The sequence below is a fragment of the Micromonospora peucetia genome, from assembly GCF_900091625.1.
GTDB classification, from domain to species: Bacteria; Actinomycetota; Actinomycetes; order Mycobacteriales; family Micromonosporaceae; genus Micromonospora; species Micromonospora peucetia.
Genome location: NZ_FMIC01000002.1, coordinates 2,051,357 through 2,068,718, shown reverse-complemented (window position 1 = coordinate 2,068,718; position 17,362 = coordinate 2,051,357). Strand labels below are relative to the sequence as shown.

The 17,362-nt window shown below is 70.6% G+C and carries 15 protein-coding genes and 2 tRNA genes; 12 read left to right on the top strand and 5 right to left on the bottom strand.

Annotated elements, in window-relative coordinates:
* Positions 1 to 344: 344 nt before the first annotated feature.
* Genes dnaN through GA0070608_RS09680 form a run of 4 tightly spaced genes read left to right on the top strand, consistent with a single transcriptional unit; the run spans position 345 to position 4,170 of the window.
* On the top strand, positions 345 to 1,478 hold the full coding sequence (gene dnaN, locus GA0070608_RS09695; protein ID WP_091625393.1) for a DNA polymerase III subunit beta: 1,134 nt from the start codon (positions 345 to 347) through the stop codon (positions 1,476 to 1,478).
* A gap of 40 nt (positions 1,479 to 1,518) precedes the next feature.
* Positions 1,519 to 2,391 carry a phosphogluconate dehydrogenase (NAD(+)-dependent, decarboxylating) gene (gene gnd, locus GA0070608_RS09690; protein WP_091625390.1) on the top strand — a complete coding sequence of 291 codons (873 nt, stop codon included), beginning with the start codon at positions 1,519 to 1,521 and terminating at the stop codon, positions 2,389 to 2,391.
* Between the two features lie 17 nt (positions 2,392 to 2,408).
* Positions 2,409 to 3,542: a DNA replication/repair protein RecF gene (recF, locus tag GA0070608_RS09685; protein ID WP_091625387.1), complete on the top strand. Its 1,134-nt coding sequence runs from the start codon at positions 2,409 to 2,411 to the stop codon at positions 3,540 to 3,542.
* Positions 3,532 to 4,170 carry a DciA family protein gene (locus tag GA0070608_RS09680; RefSeq protein ID WP_091625384.1) on the top strand — a complete coding sequence of 213 codons (639 nt, stop codon included), beginning with the start codon at positions 3,532 to 3,534 and terminating at the stop codon, positions 4,168 to 4,170. Before recF ends, GA0070608_RS09680 begins: the two co-directional genes overlap by 11 nt.
* Before the next feature lie 3 nt (positions 4,171 to 4,173).
* Here the strand turns inward: GA0070608_RS09680 and GA0070608_RS09675 are convergent, their stop codons facing one another.
* Positions 4,174 to 4,401, bottom strand: a complete 228-nt coding sequence (locus GA0070608_RS09675; RefSeq protein WP_091625381.1) for a hypothetical protein — start codon at positions 4,399 to 4,401, stop codon at positions 4,174 to 4,176.
* Between the two features lie 81 nt (positions 4,402 to 4,482).
* Between GA0070608_RS09675 and GA0070608_RS09670 the strand changes: the two genes are divergently transcribed.
* Positions 4,483 to 4,959 (top strand): MarR family winged helix-turn-helix transcriptional regulator, encoded by a 477-nt coding sequence (locus tag GA0070608_RS09670; protein ID WP_091625376.1) that lies wholly within the window; start codon positions 4,483 to 4,485, stop codon positions 4,957 to 4,959.
* Here the strand turns inward: GA0070608_RS09670 and GA0070608_RS09665 are convergent.
* Positions 4,944 to 5,498 (bottom strand): hypothetical protein, encoded by a 555-nt coding sequence (locus GA0070608_RS09665; RefSeq protein ID WP_091625371.1) that lies wholly within the window; start codon positions 5,496 to 5,498, stop codon positions 4,944 to 4,946. The genes GA0070608_RS09670 and GA0070608_RS09665 overlap by 16 nt on opposite strands.
* A 506-nt stretch (positions 5,499 to 6,004) precedes the next feature.
* Here GA0070608_RS09665 and gyrB point away from each other — a divergent pair.
* The 6 genes from gyrB to GA0070608_RS09640 all read left to right on the top strand — a co-directional run bounded on the left by gyrB (position 6,005) and on the right by GA0070608_RS09640 (position 12,102).
* Positions 6,005 to 7,951 (top strand): DNA topoisomerase (ATP-hydrolyzing) subunit B, encoded by a 1,947-nt coding sequence (gyrB, locus tag GA0070608_RS09660; RefSeq protein ID WP_091625367.1) that lies wholly within the window; start codon positions 6,005 to 6,007, stop codon positions 7,949 to 7,951.
* A gap of 130 nt (positions 7,952 to 8,081) precedes the next feature.
* Positions 8,082 to 10,601 (top strand): DNA gyrase subunit A, encoded by a 2,520-nt coding sequence (gene gyrA, locus GA0070608_RS09655; protein ID WP_091625363.1) that lies wholly within the window; start codon positions 8,082 to 8,084, stop codon positions 10,599 to 10,601.
* Between the two features lie 4 nt (positions 10,602 to 10,605).
* Complete coding sequence (locus GA0070608_RS09650; RefSeq protein ID WP_091625360.1) at positions 10,606 to 11,517, top strand: DUF3566 domain-containing protein; 912 nt, start codon at positions 10,606 to 10,608, stop codon at positions 11,515 to 11,517.
* 222 nt (positions 11,518 to 11,739) lie between these two features.
* Positions 11,740 to 11,813, top strand: a tRNA-Ile gene (locus GA0070608_RS09645).
* A gap of 43 nt (positions 11,814 to 11,856) precedes the next feature.
* A complete protein-coding gene (locus GA0070608_RS33005) occupies positions 11,857 to 11,985 on the top strand; it encodes a DLW-39 family protein (protein WP_218107505.1) in 129 nt (42 codons plus the stop codon).
* A 41-nt stretch (positions 11,986 to 12,026) separates the two neighbouring features.
* Positions 12,027 to 12,102 (top strand) — tRNA-Ala (locus GA0070608_RS09640).
* A gap of 44 nt (positions 12,103 to 12,146) precedes the next feature.
* Here the strand turns inward: GA0070608_RS09640 and GA0070608_RS09635 are convergent.
* Genes GA0070608_RS09635 through GA0070608_RS09625 form a run of 3 tightly spaced genes read right to left on the bottom strand, consistent with a single transcriptional unit; the run spans position 12,147 to position 14,269 of the window.
* Positions 12,147 to 13,172, bottom strand: coding sequence for a sporulation-delaying protein SdpB family protein (locus GA0070608_RS09635; protein WP_176733673.1), 1,026 nt, complete (start codon positions 13,170 to 13,172; stop codon positions 12,147 to 12,149).
* A complete protein-coding gene (locus tag GA0070608_RS09630; protein ID WP_091625354.1) occupies positions 13,106 to 13,624 on the bottom strand; it encodes an SdpA family antimicrobial peptide system protein in 519 nt (172 codons plus the stop codon). The genes GA0070608_RS09635 and GA0070608_RS09630 overlap by 67 nt, the downstream gene beginning before the upstream one ends.
* Before the next feature lie 6 nt (positions 13,625 to 13,630).
* Entirely contained in the window at positions 13,631 to 14,269 is a 639-nt protein-coding gene (locus GA0070608_RS09625) for a sporulation delaying protein family toxin (protein ID WP_091625351.1), read from the bottom strand.
* 257 nt (positions 14,270 to 14,526) lie between these two features.
* On the opposite strand from GA0070608_RS09625, the gene GA0070608_RS33000 reads away from it, so the two are divergent.
* Positions 14,527 to 17,346 carry an AfsR/SARP family transcriptional regulator gene (locus tag GA0070608_RS33000; protein ID WP_091625348.1) on the top strand — a complete coding sequence of 940 codons (2,820 nt, stop codon included), beginning with the start codon at positions 14,527 to 14,529 and terminating at the stop codon, positions 17,344 to 17,346.
* Positions 17,347 to 17,362 lie beyond the last annotated feature (16 nt).

The following is a 17,362-nucleotide window of genomic DNA, read 5'->3' as shown; positions in this document are numbered from 1 at the left end:
GATGGGGGCCCGAGTTATACCCCTGCTTATCCACAGCTAAACCACCGGTGGATAAGCTGTCTGAGCTGCGCAGACGCCGGTTTTCCACAGTTTGCACAGGTGCGATGAAGATGACGAGTTATCTCTTCTAAGACAACAAAAACCAATCATCACCGTTGGACTTCCTGTGGATCGGCCGGAACGCCGTCGTGGACGGCTCTCCGGCACCGGGGAAGAGCACGGGGTCGGGCGCACAGCCGATGCCCACGCGCCCTAAGGTGCGATGGGTACCCGCACGGACAGGCGGGTCGGTAGGCAGCGGTCGGCATGAGAGAGTTGTCGCTGACGTCGACGCGGAGGCATTGATGAAGTTCCGAGTGGAGCGCGACGCGCTCGCCGAGGCCGTGGCCTGGACCGCGAAGAGCCTGCCCAGCCGGCCGTCCGTGCCGGTGCTCGCCGGCGTGATGATGCGGGTGACCGACGGCAACCTGCAGGTCTCGGGCTTCGACTACGAGGTCTCCAGCCAGGTCACCGTCGAGGTGCAGGGCGACGCCGACGGCGCAGCCCTGGTCTCCGGTCGGCTGCTGGCCGAGATCACCAAGGCACTGCCCGCCAAGCCGGTGGACATCGCCGCTGTCGGCGCCCACCTCGAACTGGTCTGCGGCAGCGCCCGGTTCACCCTGCCCACCATGCCGGTCGAGGACTACCCGTCCCTGCCGGAGATGCCGGAGAGTGCCGGCACCGTCGACGCCGTCGCCTTCGCGGCGGCCGTCGCCCAGGTCGCCATCGCCGCCGGCCGCGACGAGACGCTGCCGATGATGACCGGCGTACGCGTCGAGATCTCCGGCGGCACGCTGGCCATGCTCGCCACCGACCGCTACCGGCTGGCCCTGCGCGAGATGCAGTGGAACCCGGACGACCCCGAGGTGAGCGTCAACGCCCTCGTGCCGGCCCGGACCCTGAACGACACCGCAAAGGCGCTGGGCCCGATCGGTGGCCAGGTCACCATGGCGCTCTCCCAGGGCGCGGCCGGCGAGGGGATGATCGGCTTCGCCGGCGGCACCCGGCGCACCACCAGCCGGCTGCTCGACGGAGCGAACTACCCGCCGGTGCGCTCGCTCTTCCCGACCAGCCACAACGCCGAGGCGCGGGTGCCGGTCAGCACCCTGATCGAGGTCGTCAAGCGCGTTGCCCTGGTGGCCGAGCGGGCCACCCCGGTGCTGCTCAGCTTCAGCGCCGACGGCCTGGTGGTCGAGGCCGGCGGCACCGAGGAGGCGCGGGCCAGCGAGGCGATGGAGGCCACCTTCACCGGTGACCCGCTGACCATCGGCTTCAACCCGCAGTACCTGATCGACGGCCTCACCAACCTGGGGGCCCAGTTCGCCGTGCTCTCGTTCGTCGATGCCTTCAAGCCCGCGGTGATTTCGCCCTCCGGCGAGGATGGCGAGGTCATCCCCGGGTACCGGTACCTCATCATGCCGATCCGCGTCTCCCGCTGATCGCACCCGAGAAGACCCCGACGCACGGAGGTAGGAACACATGCAGCTCGGCCTGGTAGGGCTCGGCCGGATGGGCGGCAACATGCGTGAGCGGTTGCGCGCCGCCGGGCACGAGGTGGTCGGCTTCGACCACAACGCGGAGCTGAGCGATGTCGCGACCCTGGCGGAGCTTGCGGAAAAGCTGGAGTCTCCCCGGGCGATCTGGGTCATGGTTCCCGCCGGCGTCACTGACGCGACCATCGACGAGCTCGCCGACGTCCTCGGTGAGGGCGACATCATCATCGACGGTGGCAACTCCCGGTTCAGCGACGACGCGCCCCGCGCCGAGCGGCTGAACGAGCGCGGCATCGGCTACCTCGACGCCGGCGTCTCCGGCGGCGTCTGGGGCCGGCAGAACGGCTACGCGCTGATGGTGGGTGGCGCCCAGGAGCATGTCGACCGGCTCATGCCGATCTTCGAGTCGCTGAAGCCGGAAGGCGAGTTCGGCTTCGTGCACGCCGGGCCGGTCGGCGCCGGGCACTACGCCAAGATGGTGCACAACGGCATCGAGTACGGCCTGATGCACGCCTACGCCGAGGGCTACGAGCTGCTGGCCGCCTCCGAGCTGGTAACCAACGTGCCCGGGGTGTTCAAGTCCTGGCGCGAGGGCACCGTGGTCCGCTCCTGGCTGCTCGACCTGCTGGACCGGGCCCTCGACGAGGATCCGGAGCTGGCCGAGCTGAGCGGCTACACGGAGGACACCGGCGAGGGCCGGTGGACGGTCGACGAGGCGGTCCGGCTGGCCGTGCCGCTGAACGTGATCACCGCTTCGCTCTTCGCCCGCTTCGCCTCCCGCCAGGACGACTCGCCGGCCATGAAGGCCGTCGCCGCGCTGCGCCAGCAGTTCGGCGGGCACGCCGTCCACAAGCGCTGACGGGAATCCACACACCTGTGTACGTCCGCCGGCTCGAACTGGTCGACTTCCGCTCGTACGAGCGGGTCGGCGTGGACCTGGAGCCGGGGGCGAACGTCCTGACCGGCGCCAACGGCGTCGGCAAGACGAACCTGGTCGAGGCGTTGGGCTACGTGGCGACCCTGGAATCGCACCGGGTCGCCACGGACGCCCCCCTCGTCCGGATGGGCGCCTTCTCGGCGGTGATCCGCTGCGCGGTGGCCCACGAGGGACGTGAGCTGCTGGTCGAGCTGGAGATCGTCCCGGGCAAGGCCAACCGGGCCCGGCTGGGGCGTTCGCCGGCCCGCCGGGCCCGGGACGTGCTCGGCGCGCTTCGGCTCGTGCTGTTCGCCCCGGAGGACCTGGAACTCGTCCGGGGCGACCCGGCCGAGCGCCGCCGCTACCTCGACGACCTGCTGGTCAGCCGCCAGCCCCGGTACGCCGGGGTGCGGGCCGACTACGAGCGGGTGGTCAAGCAGCGCAACGCGTTGCTGCGCACCGCGTACCTGGCCCGCAAGACGGGCGGGTCGCGGGGTGGGGACCTGTCGACCCTGGCGGTCTGGGACACCCACCTGGCCCGGCATGGGGCGGAGCTGCTCGCCGGCCGGCTGGAGCTGGTCGCCGCGCTGGGCCCGCACGTGACGAAGGCGTACGACGCGGTGGCGGCGGGCCGGGGGGCCGCCGCGATGGCGTACCGGCCGTCGGTGGAGCTGGCGGAGCCCACCACCGACCGGGAGGCGCTGACGGAGGCGCTGACCGCCGCGCTCGTCGAGTCCCGCTCCGCCGAGGTCGAGCGGGGCACCACCCTGGTCGGCCCGCACCGCGACGAGCTGGCGCTGACCCTGGGCCCGCTGCCCGCCAAGGGGTACGCCAGCCACGGCGAGTCCTGGTCGTACGCCCTGGCCCTTCGGCTGGCGGGCTACGACCTGCTCCGCGCCGACGGCATCGAGCCGGTGCTGGTGCTTGACGACGTCTTCGCCGAGCTGGACGCCGGGCGGCGGGAGCGGCTGGCGGAGCTGGTCGGCGGGGCGAGTCAGCTGCTGGTGACCTGTGCGGTCGACGAGGACGTGCCGGTCTCCCTGCGCGGTGCCCGGTACGCCGTGGCCGAGGGGGCGGTGCGCCGTGTCGGATGAGCAGCTTCCTCCGGCCCGTCTCGGCCCGGGGCGCGGTGGCGGGAAGCCCGGCGGCTCCGGCGGGAAGCCCGGTGGGGACTCCGACGGCGCGGCGGGCGGCGAGGCGGCGGGGGCGAACGGGCCGGAACTGGCCCGGGCGGTGCTGGACGCGGCGAGGTCCCGCCGGGAGGCGGCGGCCCGCACGCGTCGGCGTAACCCCGGCGGGGATGGCGGCGACGGCGAGGGCGGCCAGCAGCGGCGCCTGCGTGGATACTCCGGCCCGGGGCCGGACCCGCGCGATCCGCAGCCGCTCGGCGCGGTGCTCAACCGGCTCGTCAAGGCGCGCGGCTGGCAGCAACCGGCGGCCGAGGCTACGGTGTTCGGCGCCTGGGAGCGGGTGGTCGGCTCGGAGGTGGCCCAGCACAGCCGGCCGGTGAAGCTGGAGGACGGCGAACTGACCGTGGAGGCCCGCTCGACCGCGTGGGCCACCCAGTTGCGGCTGCTGGCCGGCTCGCTGCTGAAGCAGATCGCCAGCGAGGTCGGCCACAACGTGGTGCGCAAGTTGCACATCCACGGCCCTGCCGCGCCGTCCTGGTCAAAGGGGCCGCGCCGGGTTCGTGGCCGCGGGCCCCGGGACACCTACGGCTGACGGTCAGTGACCGTCGCGTCGGGCCTCGCGCTCGGCGCGTTTGCGTTCCCGCTGCTCGCGGCTCCACTGTTTGCGCCGCTCCAGGTCCTGCTTCCAGGCCTCGCGGGCCTGGTTCGAGCCGCCCTGCACCGCGCCCTGCACCTCCGGCGGGCCGGCGAAGCGTCGGAAGGCCAAGGCCATCAGGCGTCCGCCCTCGCCGGGGGCCTTCGGGGTCGGCTTGTCCTCGCTCATCGCCCGGCCCTTTCTGTTGGTGTACAAATCATTAGTACACCAATCGTTGGTAGGCTCGCAATGACGACGAGGAGGCCGCCCGTGACCGACCCGATCGACGGGGATCCCCTGGCGCTGGAACAACAGGTCTGCTTCGCGCTCTCCGTCGCCGCGCGCGGCGTCGTCGCCGTCTACCGGCCGCTGCTCGAGCCGATGGGGCTGACCCACCCGCAGTACCTGGTGATGCTCGCGCTCTGGCAGCACGCGCCGCTGTCCGTGCGCGACCTCAGCCGCCTGCTCCAGCTCGATCCGGGCACGCTGTCGCCCCTGCTCAAGCGCCTGGAGGCGGCCGGCTACGTCCGGCGCGAGCGGGACTCCGCCGACGAGCGGAGCCTCGCGGTGACGCTGACCGCCGCCGGCGAGGCGCTGCGGGAGCGCGCCGAGCAGATTCCGCCCGCGATCGTCGAACGGCTCGGCATGCCGGTCGAGGAACTGCGCCACCTGCACACCGTGCTGACCCGGGTCATCGCCGCCGCCAACCGAGCCGGCGCGGCCGGTCCCGCTCAGGCGTCGGCGTAGACGGCGAAGCCGCGGTCGGCGCAGCGCCGGTAGAAGGCGGCCAGCACGGCCAGTTCGGCGCAGGTGAAGTTCCACTGCGGTGCCGCGCCGCTCTCGTCGCGCAGCGCGTCCAGCCGGCTGTCGAGCCAGCGCAGCTGCTGCTCGGCCAGCCGCCCGTCGGCGAGCAGCGACCGCAGCACCTGGCTCACCGAGTCGAAGGAGACCTCCTCGCCGTGCGGGCGGTGGCCCGTCACGAACCGCTCGATGCCGCCGGCGACCCAGCCGCACCCGTCTGGGTCGATCACCGGGTCCTCGTCCTCGGCTGCCGCGTCCGTGGCGTAGAGCACACCCTCGAGGCCGAGCAGCAGATCCACCAACTCGGTGTACGCGGTCGCCCGCACGGTGCCGGTCTTGGCGATCAGCTCGGCGAGCGCCGCGGTGGGCGCGGAGATGCGGGGCATTTCGACGATGTCGCCGAAGTCGACGAACTCGGCCGGCGCGACCGGATCGTAGAAGCGGCCGGTCCGCGGCCACTGCACCGCGACGTTGTCCAGCCCCATCTGGCGTCACCTCTTCGAGAGCACGGATAGTTCGTATCGGCTCGATCGTCCGGTTCCGGCCGGAAAAGATCAAGGCCGGGCCTGCGGCGTGGCGGGTGTCGTCTCCGGCTGCCCGACCGGCACCGACCGTCAGGCGGCGGCGCCCCCGATTGTCCCCTGGCGTGTAGGGGGAGTCGTGGGCGGCGCGGTTCGGCCGGCTACGTCGGTCTCAGCCGTCTCGCAAGGGGTGCCGAGTGGTGGTTCTGTCGCCCGCGCACAGTAAGATTGACACTGAGACGAAGACCCGGTGCGGAGCGACGAGACACGGGCCCGGAGCGGGCCCGCGATCATTGTCCACGCCGGGTTGAGCCGATCGCGATCCGCGGGCAACCGCGGCGACCGGCGCGTTCGACCCGTACCCCGGAGATTGTGCCCGGTGCCGGTCTGCGCGTCGACGTCGCGTCCTGTCCGCCGAACCCGCGCCCGACGCGCCACCAGGTGCGGACGGAGCGAGAAAGTGGCCGAAGGTGGCAGCGCAGGACAAGCAGGAGTACGGCGCCGGGTCGATCACCGTCCTCGAGGGGCTGGAGGCGGTTCGGAAGCGCCCCGGTATGTACATCGGGTCGACCGGTGAGCGCGGTCTGCACCACCTGGTGTGGGAGGTCGTCGACAACGCCGTGGACGAGGCGCTGGCCGGCCACTGCGACACCATCGACGTGGTGCTGCTCGCCGACGGCGGGGTCCGGGTCACCGACAACGGCCGGGGTTTCCCTGTCGACCTGCACCCGAAGCTCAAGAAGCCGGGTGTCGAGGTGGCGCTGACCGTGCTGCACGCGGGTGGCAAGTTCGACGGCAAGGCGTACGCGGTCTCCGGTGGTCTGCACGGCGTCGGCGTCTCCGTGGTGAACGCCCTCTCCAGCAGGATGGCGGTTGAGATCCACAAGGACGGCTTCGTCTGGCGGCAGCAGTACCACAACTCCAAGCCGGGCCCGCTGGACAAGGGCGAGTCGACCGACCGGACCGGCTCCGCGGTCTCCTTCTGGCCCGACCCGGACGTGTTCGAGACGGTCGACTTCGACTTCCAGACGATCTACCGGCGGATTCAGGAGATGGCCTTCCTCAACCGGGGCCTCACCATCCACCTGCTCGACGAGCGGGTCCCGGAGGAGGAGGACGGCCGGCAGCGCGAGGTCACCTTCTGCTACAAGGGCGGTATCGCCGACTTCGTCCGGCACCTCAACGCCTCGAAGAACCCGATCCACAAGACCGTGGTCGAGTTCGGCGCCGAGGAGGAGGGCATGTCGGTCGAGATCGCCATGCAGTGGAACGAGTCGTACGGCGAGTCGGTCTACACCTTCGCCAACACGATCAACACCCACGAGGGCGGCACCCACGAGGAAGGCTTCCGCGCCGCGCTGACCAGCGTCGTCAACCGCTACGGCACCGAGAAGAAGGTGCTCAAGGGCGACGAGAAGCTCTCCGGCGAGGACATTCGCGAGGGGCTGGCCGCGATCATCTCGGTCAAGCTGGCCAACCCGCAGTTCGAGGGCCAGACCAAGACCAAGCTGGGCAACACCCCGGTGAAGAGCTTCGTGCAGCGGGTCTGCAACGAGTGGCTGGTCGACTGGTTCGACCGCAACCCGGCCGAGGCGAAGATCATCATCCAGAAGGCGTCCCAGGCCGCCCGGGCCCGGATCGCCGCCCAGCAGGCGCGCAAGCTGGCCCGGCGCAAGTCGCTGCTGGAGTCCGGCTCGATGCCGGGCAAGCTGGCCGACTGCCAGTCCACCGACCCGCGCGAGTCCGAGGTGTTCATCGTCGAGGGCGACTCGGCCGGCGGCTCGGCCAAGCAGGGCCGGGACCCGCGTACCCAGGCGATCCTGCCGATCCGGGGCAAGATCCTCAACGTGGAGAAGGCCCGGATCGACCGGGTGCTGAAGAACGCCGAGGTCCAGGCGCTGATCACCGCGCTGGGCACCGGCATCCACGACGACTTCGACATCGAGAAGCTGCGCTACCACAAGACCGTGCTGATGGCCGACGCCGACGTGGACGGCCAGCACATCCAGACGCTGCTGCTCACGCTGCTCTTCCGTTTCATGCGTCCGCTGGTCGAGTTGGGGCACGTCTACCTGGCCGCCCCGCCGCTCTACAAGATCAAGTGGAACAAGAAGGGCGACGACGCGCAGTACGCGTACTCGGACCGGGAGCGGGACGGCCTGATCGCGCTGCGCCAGCAGAAGAAGCCGAATGCGAAGCCGGACGACATCCAGCGCTTCAAGGGCCTCGGCGAGATGAACTACCCCGAACTGTGGGAGACCACGATGAACCCGGCGACGCGTACGCTGCGTCAGGTCACGCTCGACGACGCGGCCACCGCCGACGAGTTGTTCAGTGTGCTGATGGGTGAGAACGTCGAGGCGCGCCGCTCGTTCATCCAGCGCAACGCCAAGGACGTTCGGTTCCTGGACATCTGACGGGTCTCGGCGGGCTGGCCGGCCATCCACCGGCCCGCCCGCCCATCCACAGGGTTATCCACAGCATGGCCGGTATCCACAGCCGTTATCCACAGCACGAAAACGACTCTGAGTCTGATAAGGGTTAACAGTGACCGATATCCCCGAGTCCACACCGAACGAGCCCGAGGCCCCGGAGACCGTCGCCGCCGTCGTCGAGCACGACCGCATCCAACCGGTCGGGCTCGAGGTGGAGATGCAGCGCTCCTACCTCGACTACGCGATGAGCGTCATCGTCGGGCGGGCGCTGCCGGACGTCCGGGACGGGCTCAAGCCGGTCCACCGCAAGATCCTCTACGCCATGTTCGACTCCGGCTACCGGCCGGACCGGGGCTACGTGAAGTGCTCCCGCGTGGTCGGCGACGTGATGGGTCAGTTCCACCCGCACGGCGACTCGGCGATCTATGACGCGCTGGTCCGGATGGCGCAGACCTGGTCGCTGCGCTACCCGCTGGTCGACGGCAACGGCAACTTCGGCTCGCCCGGCAACGATCCGGCCGCCGCGATGCGCTACACGGAGTGCAAGCTCGACCCGCTGGCGATGGAGATGCTGCGGGACATCGACGAGGACACCGTCGACCTCCAGGACAACTACGACGGCCGGGCCAAGGAGCCCACCATCCTGCCGTCGCGGATCCCGAACCTCCTGGTCAACGGCTCCGAGGGCATCGCGGTCGGGATGGCCACCAAGATCCCGCCGCACAACCTGCGCGAGATCGGCGCGGCGGTGCAGTGGTGCCTGGAGCACCCGGAGGAGGACGAGGCCACCACCCTCGAGGCGCTGCTGGGGATCGTCAAGGGGCCGGACTTCCCCACCCACGGCCTGATCGTGGGCACCCAGGCGATCCAGGACGCGTACCGCACCGGGCGCGGGTCGATCCGGATGCGGGCCGTGGTGGAGGTCGAGGAGGACAAGCGGGGCCGCCCCTGCCTGGTCGTCAGCGAGCTGCCCTACCAGGTCAACCCGGACAACCTGGCCGAGCGGATCGCCGAGCTGATCAAGGAGGGCAAGCTCGCCGGCATCGCCGACATCCGGGACGAGTCCTCCGGGCGTACCGGCATGCGGATCGTGCTCGTGCTCAAGCGCGACGCGGTCGCCAAGGTGGTGCTGAACAACCTCTACAAGCACACCCAGCTCCAGGAGACCTTCGGCGCCAACATGCTGGCGCTGGTCGACGGGGTGCCGCGCACGCTCAACCTGGCCCAGTTCATCCGCTACTACGTCGAGCACCAGATCGACGTGATCCGTCGGCGGACGGCGTACCGGCTGCGCAAGGCGGAGGAGCGGGCGCACATCCTGCGCGGTCTCTCGAAGGCGCTGGACGCCCTCGACGAGGTGATCGCCCTGATCCGGCGCTCGCCCACGGTGGATGACGCCCGGCAGGGCCTGATCCGGCTGCTGGAGATCGACGAGATCCAGGCGACCGCGATCCTCGACATGCAGCTGCGCCGGCTCGCCGCGCTGGAGCGGCAGCGGATCCTCGACGACCTGGCCAAGCTGGAGGTGGAGATCGCCGACCTCAAGGACATCCTCGCCAAGCCCGAGCGGCAGCGCAGGATCGTCTCCGAGGAGCTGGGCGAGATCATCGCCAAGTGGGGCGACGAGCGACGGACCAAGATCGTGCCGTTCGAGGGCGAGGTCTCCATGGAGGACCTCATCGCCCGCGAGGACGTGGTCGTCACGATCACCCGCACGGGCTACGCCAAGCGGACCAAGGTCGACCTCTACCGTTCCCAGCGGCGCGGTGGCAAGGGCGTCAGCGGCGCCACGCTACGGCAGGACGACATCGTCAGCCACTTCTTCGTATGCTCAACCCACGACTGGATGCTCTTCTTCACCAACAAGGGGCGCGTCTATCGGGCCAAGGCGTACGAGCTGCCCGAAGCCAGTAGGGTGGCCAAGGGCCAGCACGTGGCCAATCTGCTCGCATTCCAGCCCGACGAGCAGATCGCGCAGATCATCGAGATTCCGAACTACCAGGTGGCCCCCTACCTGGTACTTGCCACGAAGAACGGCCTGGTGAAGAAGACTCGGCTCGAGGAGTTCGACTCCCCCCGGTCCGGCGGCATCATCGCGATCAATCTGCGCGACGAGGACGAGCTGGTCGGGGCGGCGCTCGTCGCCCCCGAGGAGGATCTGCTGCTGGTCTCGAAGAGGGCGCAGGCGATCCGGTTCAGCGCGAGCGACGAGGCGCTGCGCCCGATGGGGCGGGCCACCTCGGGCGTGATCGGCATGCGCTTCAGCGAGGACGACGTCCTGCTGGCCATGGAGGTCGTCCGCGAAGGGCTGGACGTCCTGGTGGCCACGAACGGGGGATTCGCGAAACGTACCCCGATCGAGGAATACCCCGTGCAGGGCCGGGGAGGTAAGGGCGTGCTGACTGCGAAGATCACCGAGCGGCGCGGTGGCCTGGTCGGTGCGGTGGTGATCGACCCGGACGACGAGTTGTTCGCGATCACCAGCAACGGTGGTGTCATCCGGACTCCGGTGAAGCCTGTACGCCGCACGCGTGACCGGAACACAATGGGGGTCAAGCTGATGGACCTTCCGGATGGCGTGACTATCGTGGCAATTGCTCGCAATGCCGACGAGCCTGACGAACAGGACTAGTTGAATGACGGAGACACAGGCGAAGTCGGGGAACACGGGGACCTCGGCCACCCCGGTCGACGAGGAGGCCGCGAAGAGTGGCACACCAGCGACCGGCCGCGCGGCCGTGGGTCGGGCCACCGTCCCCGCCGACGCGCCTGCCCCGAAATTCACCCGGGCTCCCGGAATGACACCGCCCCCGGACAAGCCCTCCGAGGGCGGGGACGCGACGGAACGGGCCGAAGCGGTGGAGGCCGACAAGCCGGCCCCCGCCGCCAAGCCGGCCCCCGCCGCACCGACAACGACGCAACCGTTGAAGATCGGTGCCGGCCAGCCGACCGGCACCACCGGGACACAGCCGCGGGTCACCGGCGCCACCGGCACCCAGCCCCGGGTCACCGGCACCGCGAAGCCCCAGCCGGACGGCAACCGTCCGACCGGCATGGGTCGCCCCGCCAACGGGGGCGGCCTTCCGCCGGGCGTCAGCGGCGCGGCCGCCGTCGGGGCGGCCCGCGTGGGTGACGCGGTACGCGCCGCGCGTACGTCGGTCAGCTCGGCCGCGTCGCGCGGGCCGCGCCGGGCCCGGCTGAACCTCAAGCGGATCGACCCCTGGTCCGTCATGAAGTTCGCGTTCGCGGTGTCGGTGGTGCTCTTCATCGTCGTGGTGGTGGCCACCTCGGTGCTCTACCTGGCCCTCGACGCGATGGGCGTGTTCACCAGCGTCAACGACAGCCTGACCGACCTGGTCAGCGCCGGCGGCGGCCAGAGCACCAGCGGCTTCCAGATCACCGCCAAGGGCGTGATCCTCAGCTCGGCGCTGATCGGCCTGGTCAATGTCGTGCTGTTCACGGCGCTCGCCACCCTCGGGGCGTTCGTCTACAACGTCTGCGCGGACCTGGTCGGCGGCGTCGAGCTGACCCTCGCCGAGCGCGACTGAACCACCTCGAAAGCCGGGGCACCACCGAGCGTGGAGCCCCGGCTTTCGTGCGTTGCGCAGCACGTCACCGGGCGTCGCAGCGGTCCGCGCGGGCGGCGTAATCGGCTGGGCCGGGCGCGAAGCCTCCGGTAGGTTCAGAGGCGACGGCAACGCCCGGGCGTCGGCCCAGCCCCCGATTTGGGGCCGGGCGGACGGATGGGTTAACCTTGCTCGTCGCCACGCGGGGCTATAGCTCAGTCGGTTAGAGCGCAGAGCTGATAACTCTGAGGTCGCTGGTTCGATTCCAGCTAGCCCCACCGCACATCGTCGGACGGCAGTCGAGCACGAGGGGTAGGCCCCATGTTCAAGAAGCTTCTGATTCTGGCCGGCATCGTCGGTGTGGCAGCCCTGGTGGCCAAGAAGGTCAAGGACTCCAACGACGAGCGCGCCCTCTGGCACGAGGCAACCACCGCGCCCGACCTACGCTGACCCCGCTGGCACTTGCCAGCACCGGCGGCATCGTCCGCCTCGGGGCCCTAGCTCAACTGGCAGAGCACTGCCTTTGCAAGGCAGGGGTTAGGGGTTCGAGTCCCCTGGGCTCCACCAGCACGAACACCGGTTGATCTCGGTTCCGAGTACAGCCAAGCCGGTTACGCCGTGTCCTGCTCCGGTACAGCCGTAGGCCTGTCCGGGCCGACGTGCGCTGTCACGTACTGCGCGCCCGCGCTACCGTGAATTGCCGGCAGCCTGACCTGGTGTCCCACGGGCGACAGGTAGAGCAGCAGGGCCCCGCTCATCGCGAAGCCGAACGTGACCAGCTCCAGGACGACCGCGATACCGATATGGAACGCCAGGCCGGCGACGAGTAGTACGCGGCGCAGCCCGGGAGGCAACAGTCGGGCCAGGGCCAGAGCGAACTCCAGCACCAGCACCGACCAGGTGAACAGCGTCACCCCCGCCGCGGAGCCGGTGACCGTCTCGGTCAGCGGGCGCAGCAGGCTGGGCGGCTCGTACCCGGGCGTGCGCAGCCAGTAGAACATTGCGGTGCCGTCGGCCCACTCGGTCACGTCTAGTTTGGCGATGCTGGCGTGCAGGTACACGAAGGCGACCTGGAGCCAGATGAGGATCAGAGCGGCGTGCGCGACCACCCGGCCGGTGCCGATCCTGGTGTCGGCCGGCGGCGGTTGCCAGTGCCACCGCCGGGGGTCGGTGAGCGCCAGCGGGAGCAGCAGCAGGGTAAGGGTGGCCGTGATGTGGTCGCCGCCGTCCAACGCGGACAGGTTGGCGATCACACTCCAGGAGATGTACCAGTGTGGCAGCGCGGTCCACCGGGGACGCCAGCCGCTGGCCACCACGATCAGCACGGCGATTCCGATCCACCGGGCGAGTTGCCCGTGCCCGGAGGGAAGAGCGCACCAGATACCGGCGGCGGCCGGTCCCGTGCAGTGCTCGACGCCGTCCACGGCCAGCAGGATCGCCGGTGGGTTGACCAGCAGGGTGGCACTGGTGCCGGCGGCCAGCAGGGTCCGGGCCAGCCCGACCCCGCTGGACCAGGGCGCGACCGACAGCCCAGGTCGGCAGCGACGGCCGACCCGGGCCAGCCACCCGTCTAGCAGGCCACCGTGAGCCGGGCCACTCGCGACGGGAGTACGGTAGGCAGGTCTTTCCAGGCCCACGGGAGTACCTCCTGAAGGACGATTCCGACGTTGCCACAGAGCGTGCGGACGGTGGCGGTGTTGGCTGCTTCGGTTTCCCGGGCAGTGGCCAGGCAGGCGGCGGCTTCGCGGTCACACCTGGTCCACGCGGGCCCGTCCAACTGGCGGGTGAGCAGCGAGATCTCCGCGCTGCGGGCCCGGTCCCGCTTGTCCAGGCCGGCCGGGCCACGGCTGCGGCCCGGGGCAACCCGCCACCGTCCGTCCCGGTCCGTGGTGTAGGCCACCGGGCTGGGCAGGCGGGGGTCGCGGGTGAAGAACGCCCAGCCCTCCGGTATCAGTACGCGGGCGACCGACCGGCCGGGTGGGGCCGGCATCGCGGCCACCGGCACCACCGCCCGGACGATGTAGCCCACGAGCAATCCGGCGACCAACGCGATCGCGGCGATCCGCCGGCCCAGCCCGATGTCGTCCACTGCGGACTACCTGACCCGCAGGTCGCGGCTGATGATCTGGATGAGCTGGTCCTGCACCAGTTTGGCCTGTGGCGCCGGGTTGCCGGCCATGTCCCACGACCAGTCGGCGAACCCGCCGGCGAAGATCGCCCTGATTGTGCCGACTTCCAGTGGGGTCCGGTTGTTGTTGTCCATGTCGATGTAGGAGTCGGCTCGGACGACCTCGTACGCGTTCTCGAGCAGGGCGTCGTTGACCAGGAGCACGGCGGAGTCCACGGTTGCCTTGCCGAATTCCCGGTTCAACACCTCGCGGGCCAGCGCGACGAGGGTGACCAGGCCATCCCGGACCAGGACCGGATTGCCGCTCTGCACCCGCTGCGAGATGTACCCGTCGGACCAGGCGCCCCGACGGGTCAGCTCCGCGTTGAGCGCGTTCTGGGCGAGCCGTAGCATCGGCGTCCACCGCGTCGGCGGGCGCTCCAGGTAGACCAGCCGATGGGCGGCCGGCCCGTCGTTGAACAGGATCGCGTTGGAGAGCTGGGTGGCCGTGTACCGTGGCGTCCCGCCCGGCCAGCCGGGGTTCGCCTGGCTGCGTGCCCCGAAGCCGACGGACACCGTTGCCAGGACCAGCACGAACAGGCTGAGCCAGACCTTGCGGTGTGTCATGACTACCTCCCGCCAATCAAAGTGACCTTCCCGGAACACTCTGCGCCGGACCGTCCCTGATTCGTCCCCGGAGCGTCCCCGGCTGGCGCCTGGCCCGGCACCCCGAACACCACGGGACCGGACTGGTTCCGTCCGCCGTCAACAACCAGATATGCACGCGCTCGTGGCGGTGTGACAATCCGAAGTGGCACGGCTCGTCCGGGTGGCGGCCGGGCCGGGTTCGCACCGACCGGCGCACGGACGAGGGCGGGAGGTACGTGAGGTTTCAGGTACTGGGTCCGTTCAGAGTGCAGCTCGACCGTGGCGAGATTCCCCTGGCCGCATCACGGGAGCAACGTGTCCTGGCCGCCCTGTTGCTCGACGCGAACCGGGTGGTGCCAATGTCCCGGTTGGTCGAGGCGATCTGGGATGAGCATCCGCCGACCAGCTCGGTCAAGGTGGTTCGCAACTGCGTGTCGATGCTACGTAGGCGGCTGGTGACGGCAGGCGAGATCGGCACCGAGTCCGGCGGGTACGTGCTGCGCGTCCCGGGTGACGACATCGACCTGCGGGTCTTCGCCGACCGGGCACAGCACGGCCGCCGGCTCGCCGCCGCCGGAGAGCTGGCGGGCGCGGTCGTCCACCTGCGGGAGGCCCTGGCGCTGTGGCGCGGGCCCGCCTTCACCGGGGTGACCGGACGGCTGATCGAGGCGGCGGCGGCGCAGCTCAACGACCAACGCCGCAGCCTCCAGGAAGAACGCCTGTCACACGAACTCACGTTGGGCGGGGGAGTCGAACTCGTGGATGAGATCGCCGACCTGGTCGCGGCGGAACCACTGCGCGAGCGGGCCCACGGGCAGCTCATGCTCGCCCTCTACCGGGCCGGCCGCCGCACCGAGGCGCTCCGGGCGTATCACCAGGTGCGGCGACTGCTGGTGGGTGAGCTGGGAATCGAGCCGGGACAGGAACTGGCCGAGCTGCACCGGGCGATCCTCAAAGCCGACCCGCGACTGGCGCCGGTCACGGCGCCCACGGCCATCTCCCGGCCGGAGCCCAGCCGGCCGGCGGCGCCGACCCCGGCCAGGCCGGTTCCAGCGCAGCTACCCGCGTCGCCGCACGCCTTCACCGGACGTACCGCTGAGCTTGACGGGTTGTGCGGGCTGCTGGACGCGGCCGCTCGGGCCGGCACGGCAATGGTGGCGGTCGTCTCCGGCATCGCGGGGGTGGGGAAGACGGCCCTGGCGGTCCACTTCGCCCGCCTCGTGGTCGACCGGTTTCCGGACGGCCAACTCCACGTCGACCTGCGCGGCTTTTATCCGACGGGTCCGCCGGTTGACCCCGGCGAGGCGGTCCGTGGTTTCCTGGCCGCGTTCGGTGTGCCAGCACAGCAGTTGCCCGAGGGCCTCGCCGCCCAGTCGGCGTTGCTGCGCACGCTGCTGGCCGAGCGCCGGGTTCTGCTGGTGCTGGACAACGCCCGCGACAGCACGCACGTCCGCCCGCTGCTGCCGGGTGGACCCGGCTGCCTCACCCTGATCACCAGCCGCAGCAGGCTGACCGGCCTGGTGACGACCGAGGGCGCACATCCGATCACCCTCGATCCGCTGCCGCTCGGCGACGCGCACCGCATGCTGATCCGCCGTCTCGGTGCGGCCCGGCTCACCGCCGATCCGGCGGCCGTCACGACGATCACCGCCCGGTCGGCGGGGCTGCCCCTGGCACTGGCGATCGTGGCGTCCCGGATGGTCAGTCACCCCCACTTTTCCCTGCGGGCCATCGCCGAGGAGTTGGAGCTGGCCCACGGGGGTCTGGAGGGGTTCACGGGCATGGACGCCGAAACCGACGTCCGGTCGGTCTTCTCCTGGTCGTACCGTGCCCTGAGTGGTCCGGCCGCGCGCCTGTTCCGACTGCTCAGCATGCATCCCGGCCCGGACCTGGGTGCGGTCGCGGCGGCCAGCCTCGCCGGTGTTCCACCCTCGCGGGTGCGCCCGCTGTTGGCCGAACTCGCGTACGCGCACATGGTCACCGAGCACACGCCCGGCCGGTACGCCATGCACGACCTGCTCCGCGCGTACGCCGTGGAGCGGACGGACATCGAGGAGGACAGCGCCGAGCGGCCGGCCGTGACCCACCGGATGTTCGACCACTACCTGGGCAGCGCCCACCTTGCCGATCTGCGGCTGCACCCACACCGGGATCCGATCCGGCTGCCGGCGGCGGTCCTCGGCGTGACCGTAGCGGTCATCGGCGACCGCGAGGCGGCCCGGGCCTGGTTCAGCCAGGAGTATCCGGTGCTGCTCAATCTTCTGCGGCGGGCTGGCAGCGATGGCCACGACGTCCACGCGTGGCAGCTCGGCTGGGCCATGACCACGTTCCTGGACCGGCGTGGCCACTGGCATGACCAGGCGATCGTTCAACAGCTCGCGCTGGAGGCGGCCAACCGGGTCCGGGACCGGGACGGGCAGGCCCGAGCGCACCGCAACATCTCCATCGCGCACCTGCGTCGGGGCCTGCACGGTGAGGCCCGCGACCACCTGTGGCACGCGGTGCGGCTCTACCGCGGGCTCGGCGATCAGGTCGGGCAGGCCCGCACCCTGCTCAACCTGGGCACGGTCGCCGAGCATCGGAGCCAGCCCCGGCTCGCGCTGCGCTACGCCGAACAGGCGCTGCGGTTGTTCCGGGCGGCCGGGCACCGATCCGGGCAGGCGAACGCCCTGAACAACGCGGGCTGGTACCACAGCCAGCTCGGTAACCACGAGCTGGCGCTACACCACTGCCAGCGGGCGCTGGCGCTGCACCAGGAGGCCGGTAACCGCTACTGGCAGGCCCACACCTGGGACAGCCTGGGGTGCGCGTACCACCACCTGGGCCGATATTCCGAGGCCACCGAGTGTTACCGACAGGCCCTGTCGCTCTGGCGCGAGGCGGGTGAACGCTACTACGAGTCAGCCACGCTCACGCACCTCGGCGACACCCATCTCGCCGAGGGCGAGCGGTCGGCGGCGCGTGGGGTGTGGCGGGAGGCGCTGGACATCGTCGTGGAGTTGGGTCAGGACGCCGGCCGCATTCTGGACAAGATCCGTACGGTGACGACCGGATAGGACGCGGGAAACCGGA

Excerpts from the sequence above, each read along its gene's own strand:
- GA0070608_RS09665 (WP_091625371.1), bottom strand. The coding sequence starts at position 5,498 with ATGGGGCTGGACAACGTCGCGGTGCAGTGGCCGCGGACCGGCCGCTTC.
- dnaN (WP_091625393.1), top strand. The coding sequence starts at position 345 with ATGAAGTTCCGAGTGGAGCGCGACGCGCTCGCCGAGGCCGTGGCCTGG.
- GA0070608_RS33005 (WP_218107505.1), top strand. The coding sequence starts at position 11,857 with ATGTTCAAGAAGCTTCTGATTCTGGCCGGCATCGTCGGTGTGGCAGCC.
- GA0070608_RS09625 (WP_091625351.1), bottom strand. The coding sequence starts at position 14,269 with ATGACACACCGCAAGGTCTGGCTCAGCCTGTTCGTGCTGGTCCTGGCA.
- gnd (WP_091625390.1), top strand. The coding sequence starts at position 1,519 with ATGCAGCTCGGCCTGGTAGGGCTCGGCCGGATGGGCGGCAACATGCGT.
- GA0070608_RS09650 (WP_091625360.1), top strand. The coding sequence starts at position 10,606 with ATGACGGAGACACAGGCGAAGTCGGGGAACACGGGGACCTCGGCCACC.
- GA0070608_RS09675 (WP_091625381.1), bottom strand. The coding sequence starts at position 4,401 with ATGAGCGAGGACAAGCCGACCCCGAAGGCCCCCGGCGAGGGCGGACGC.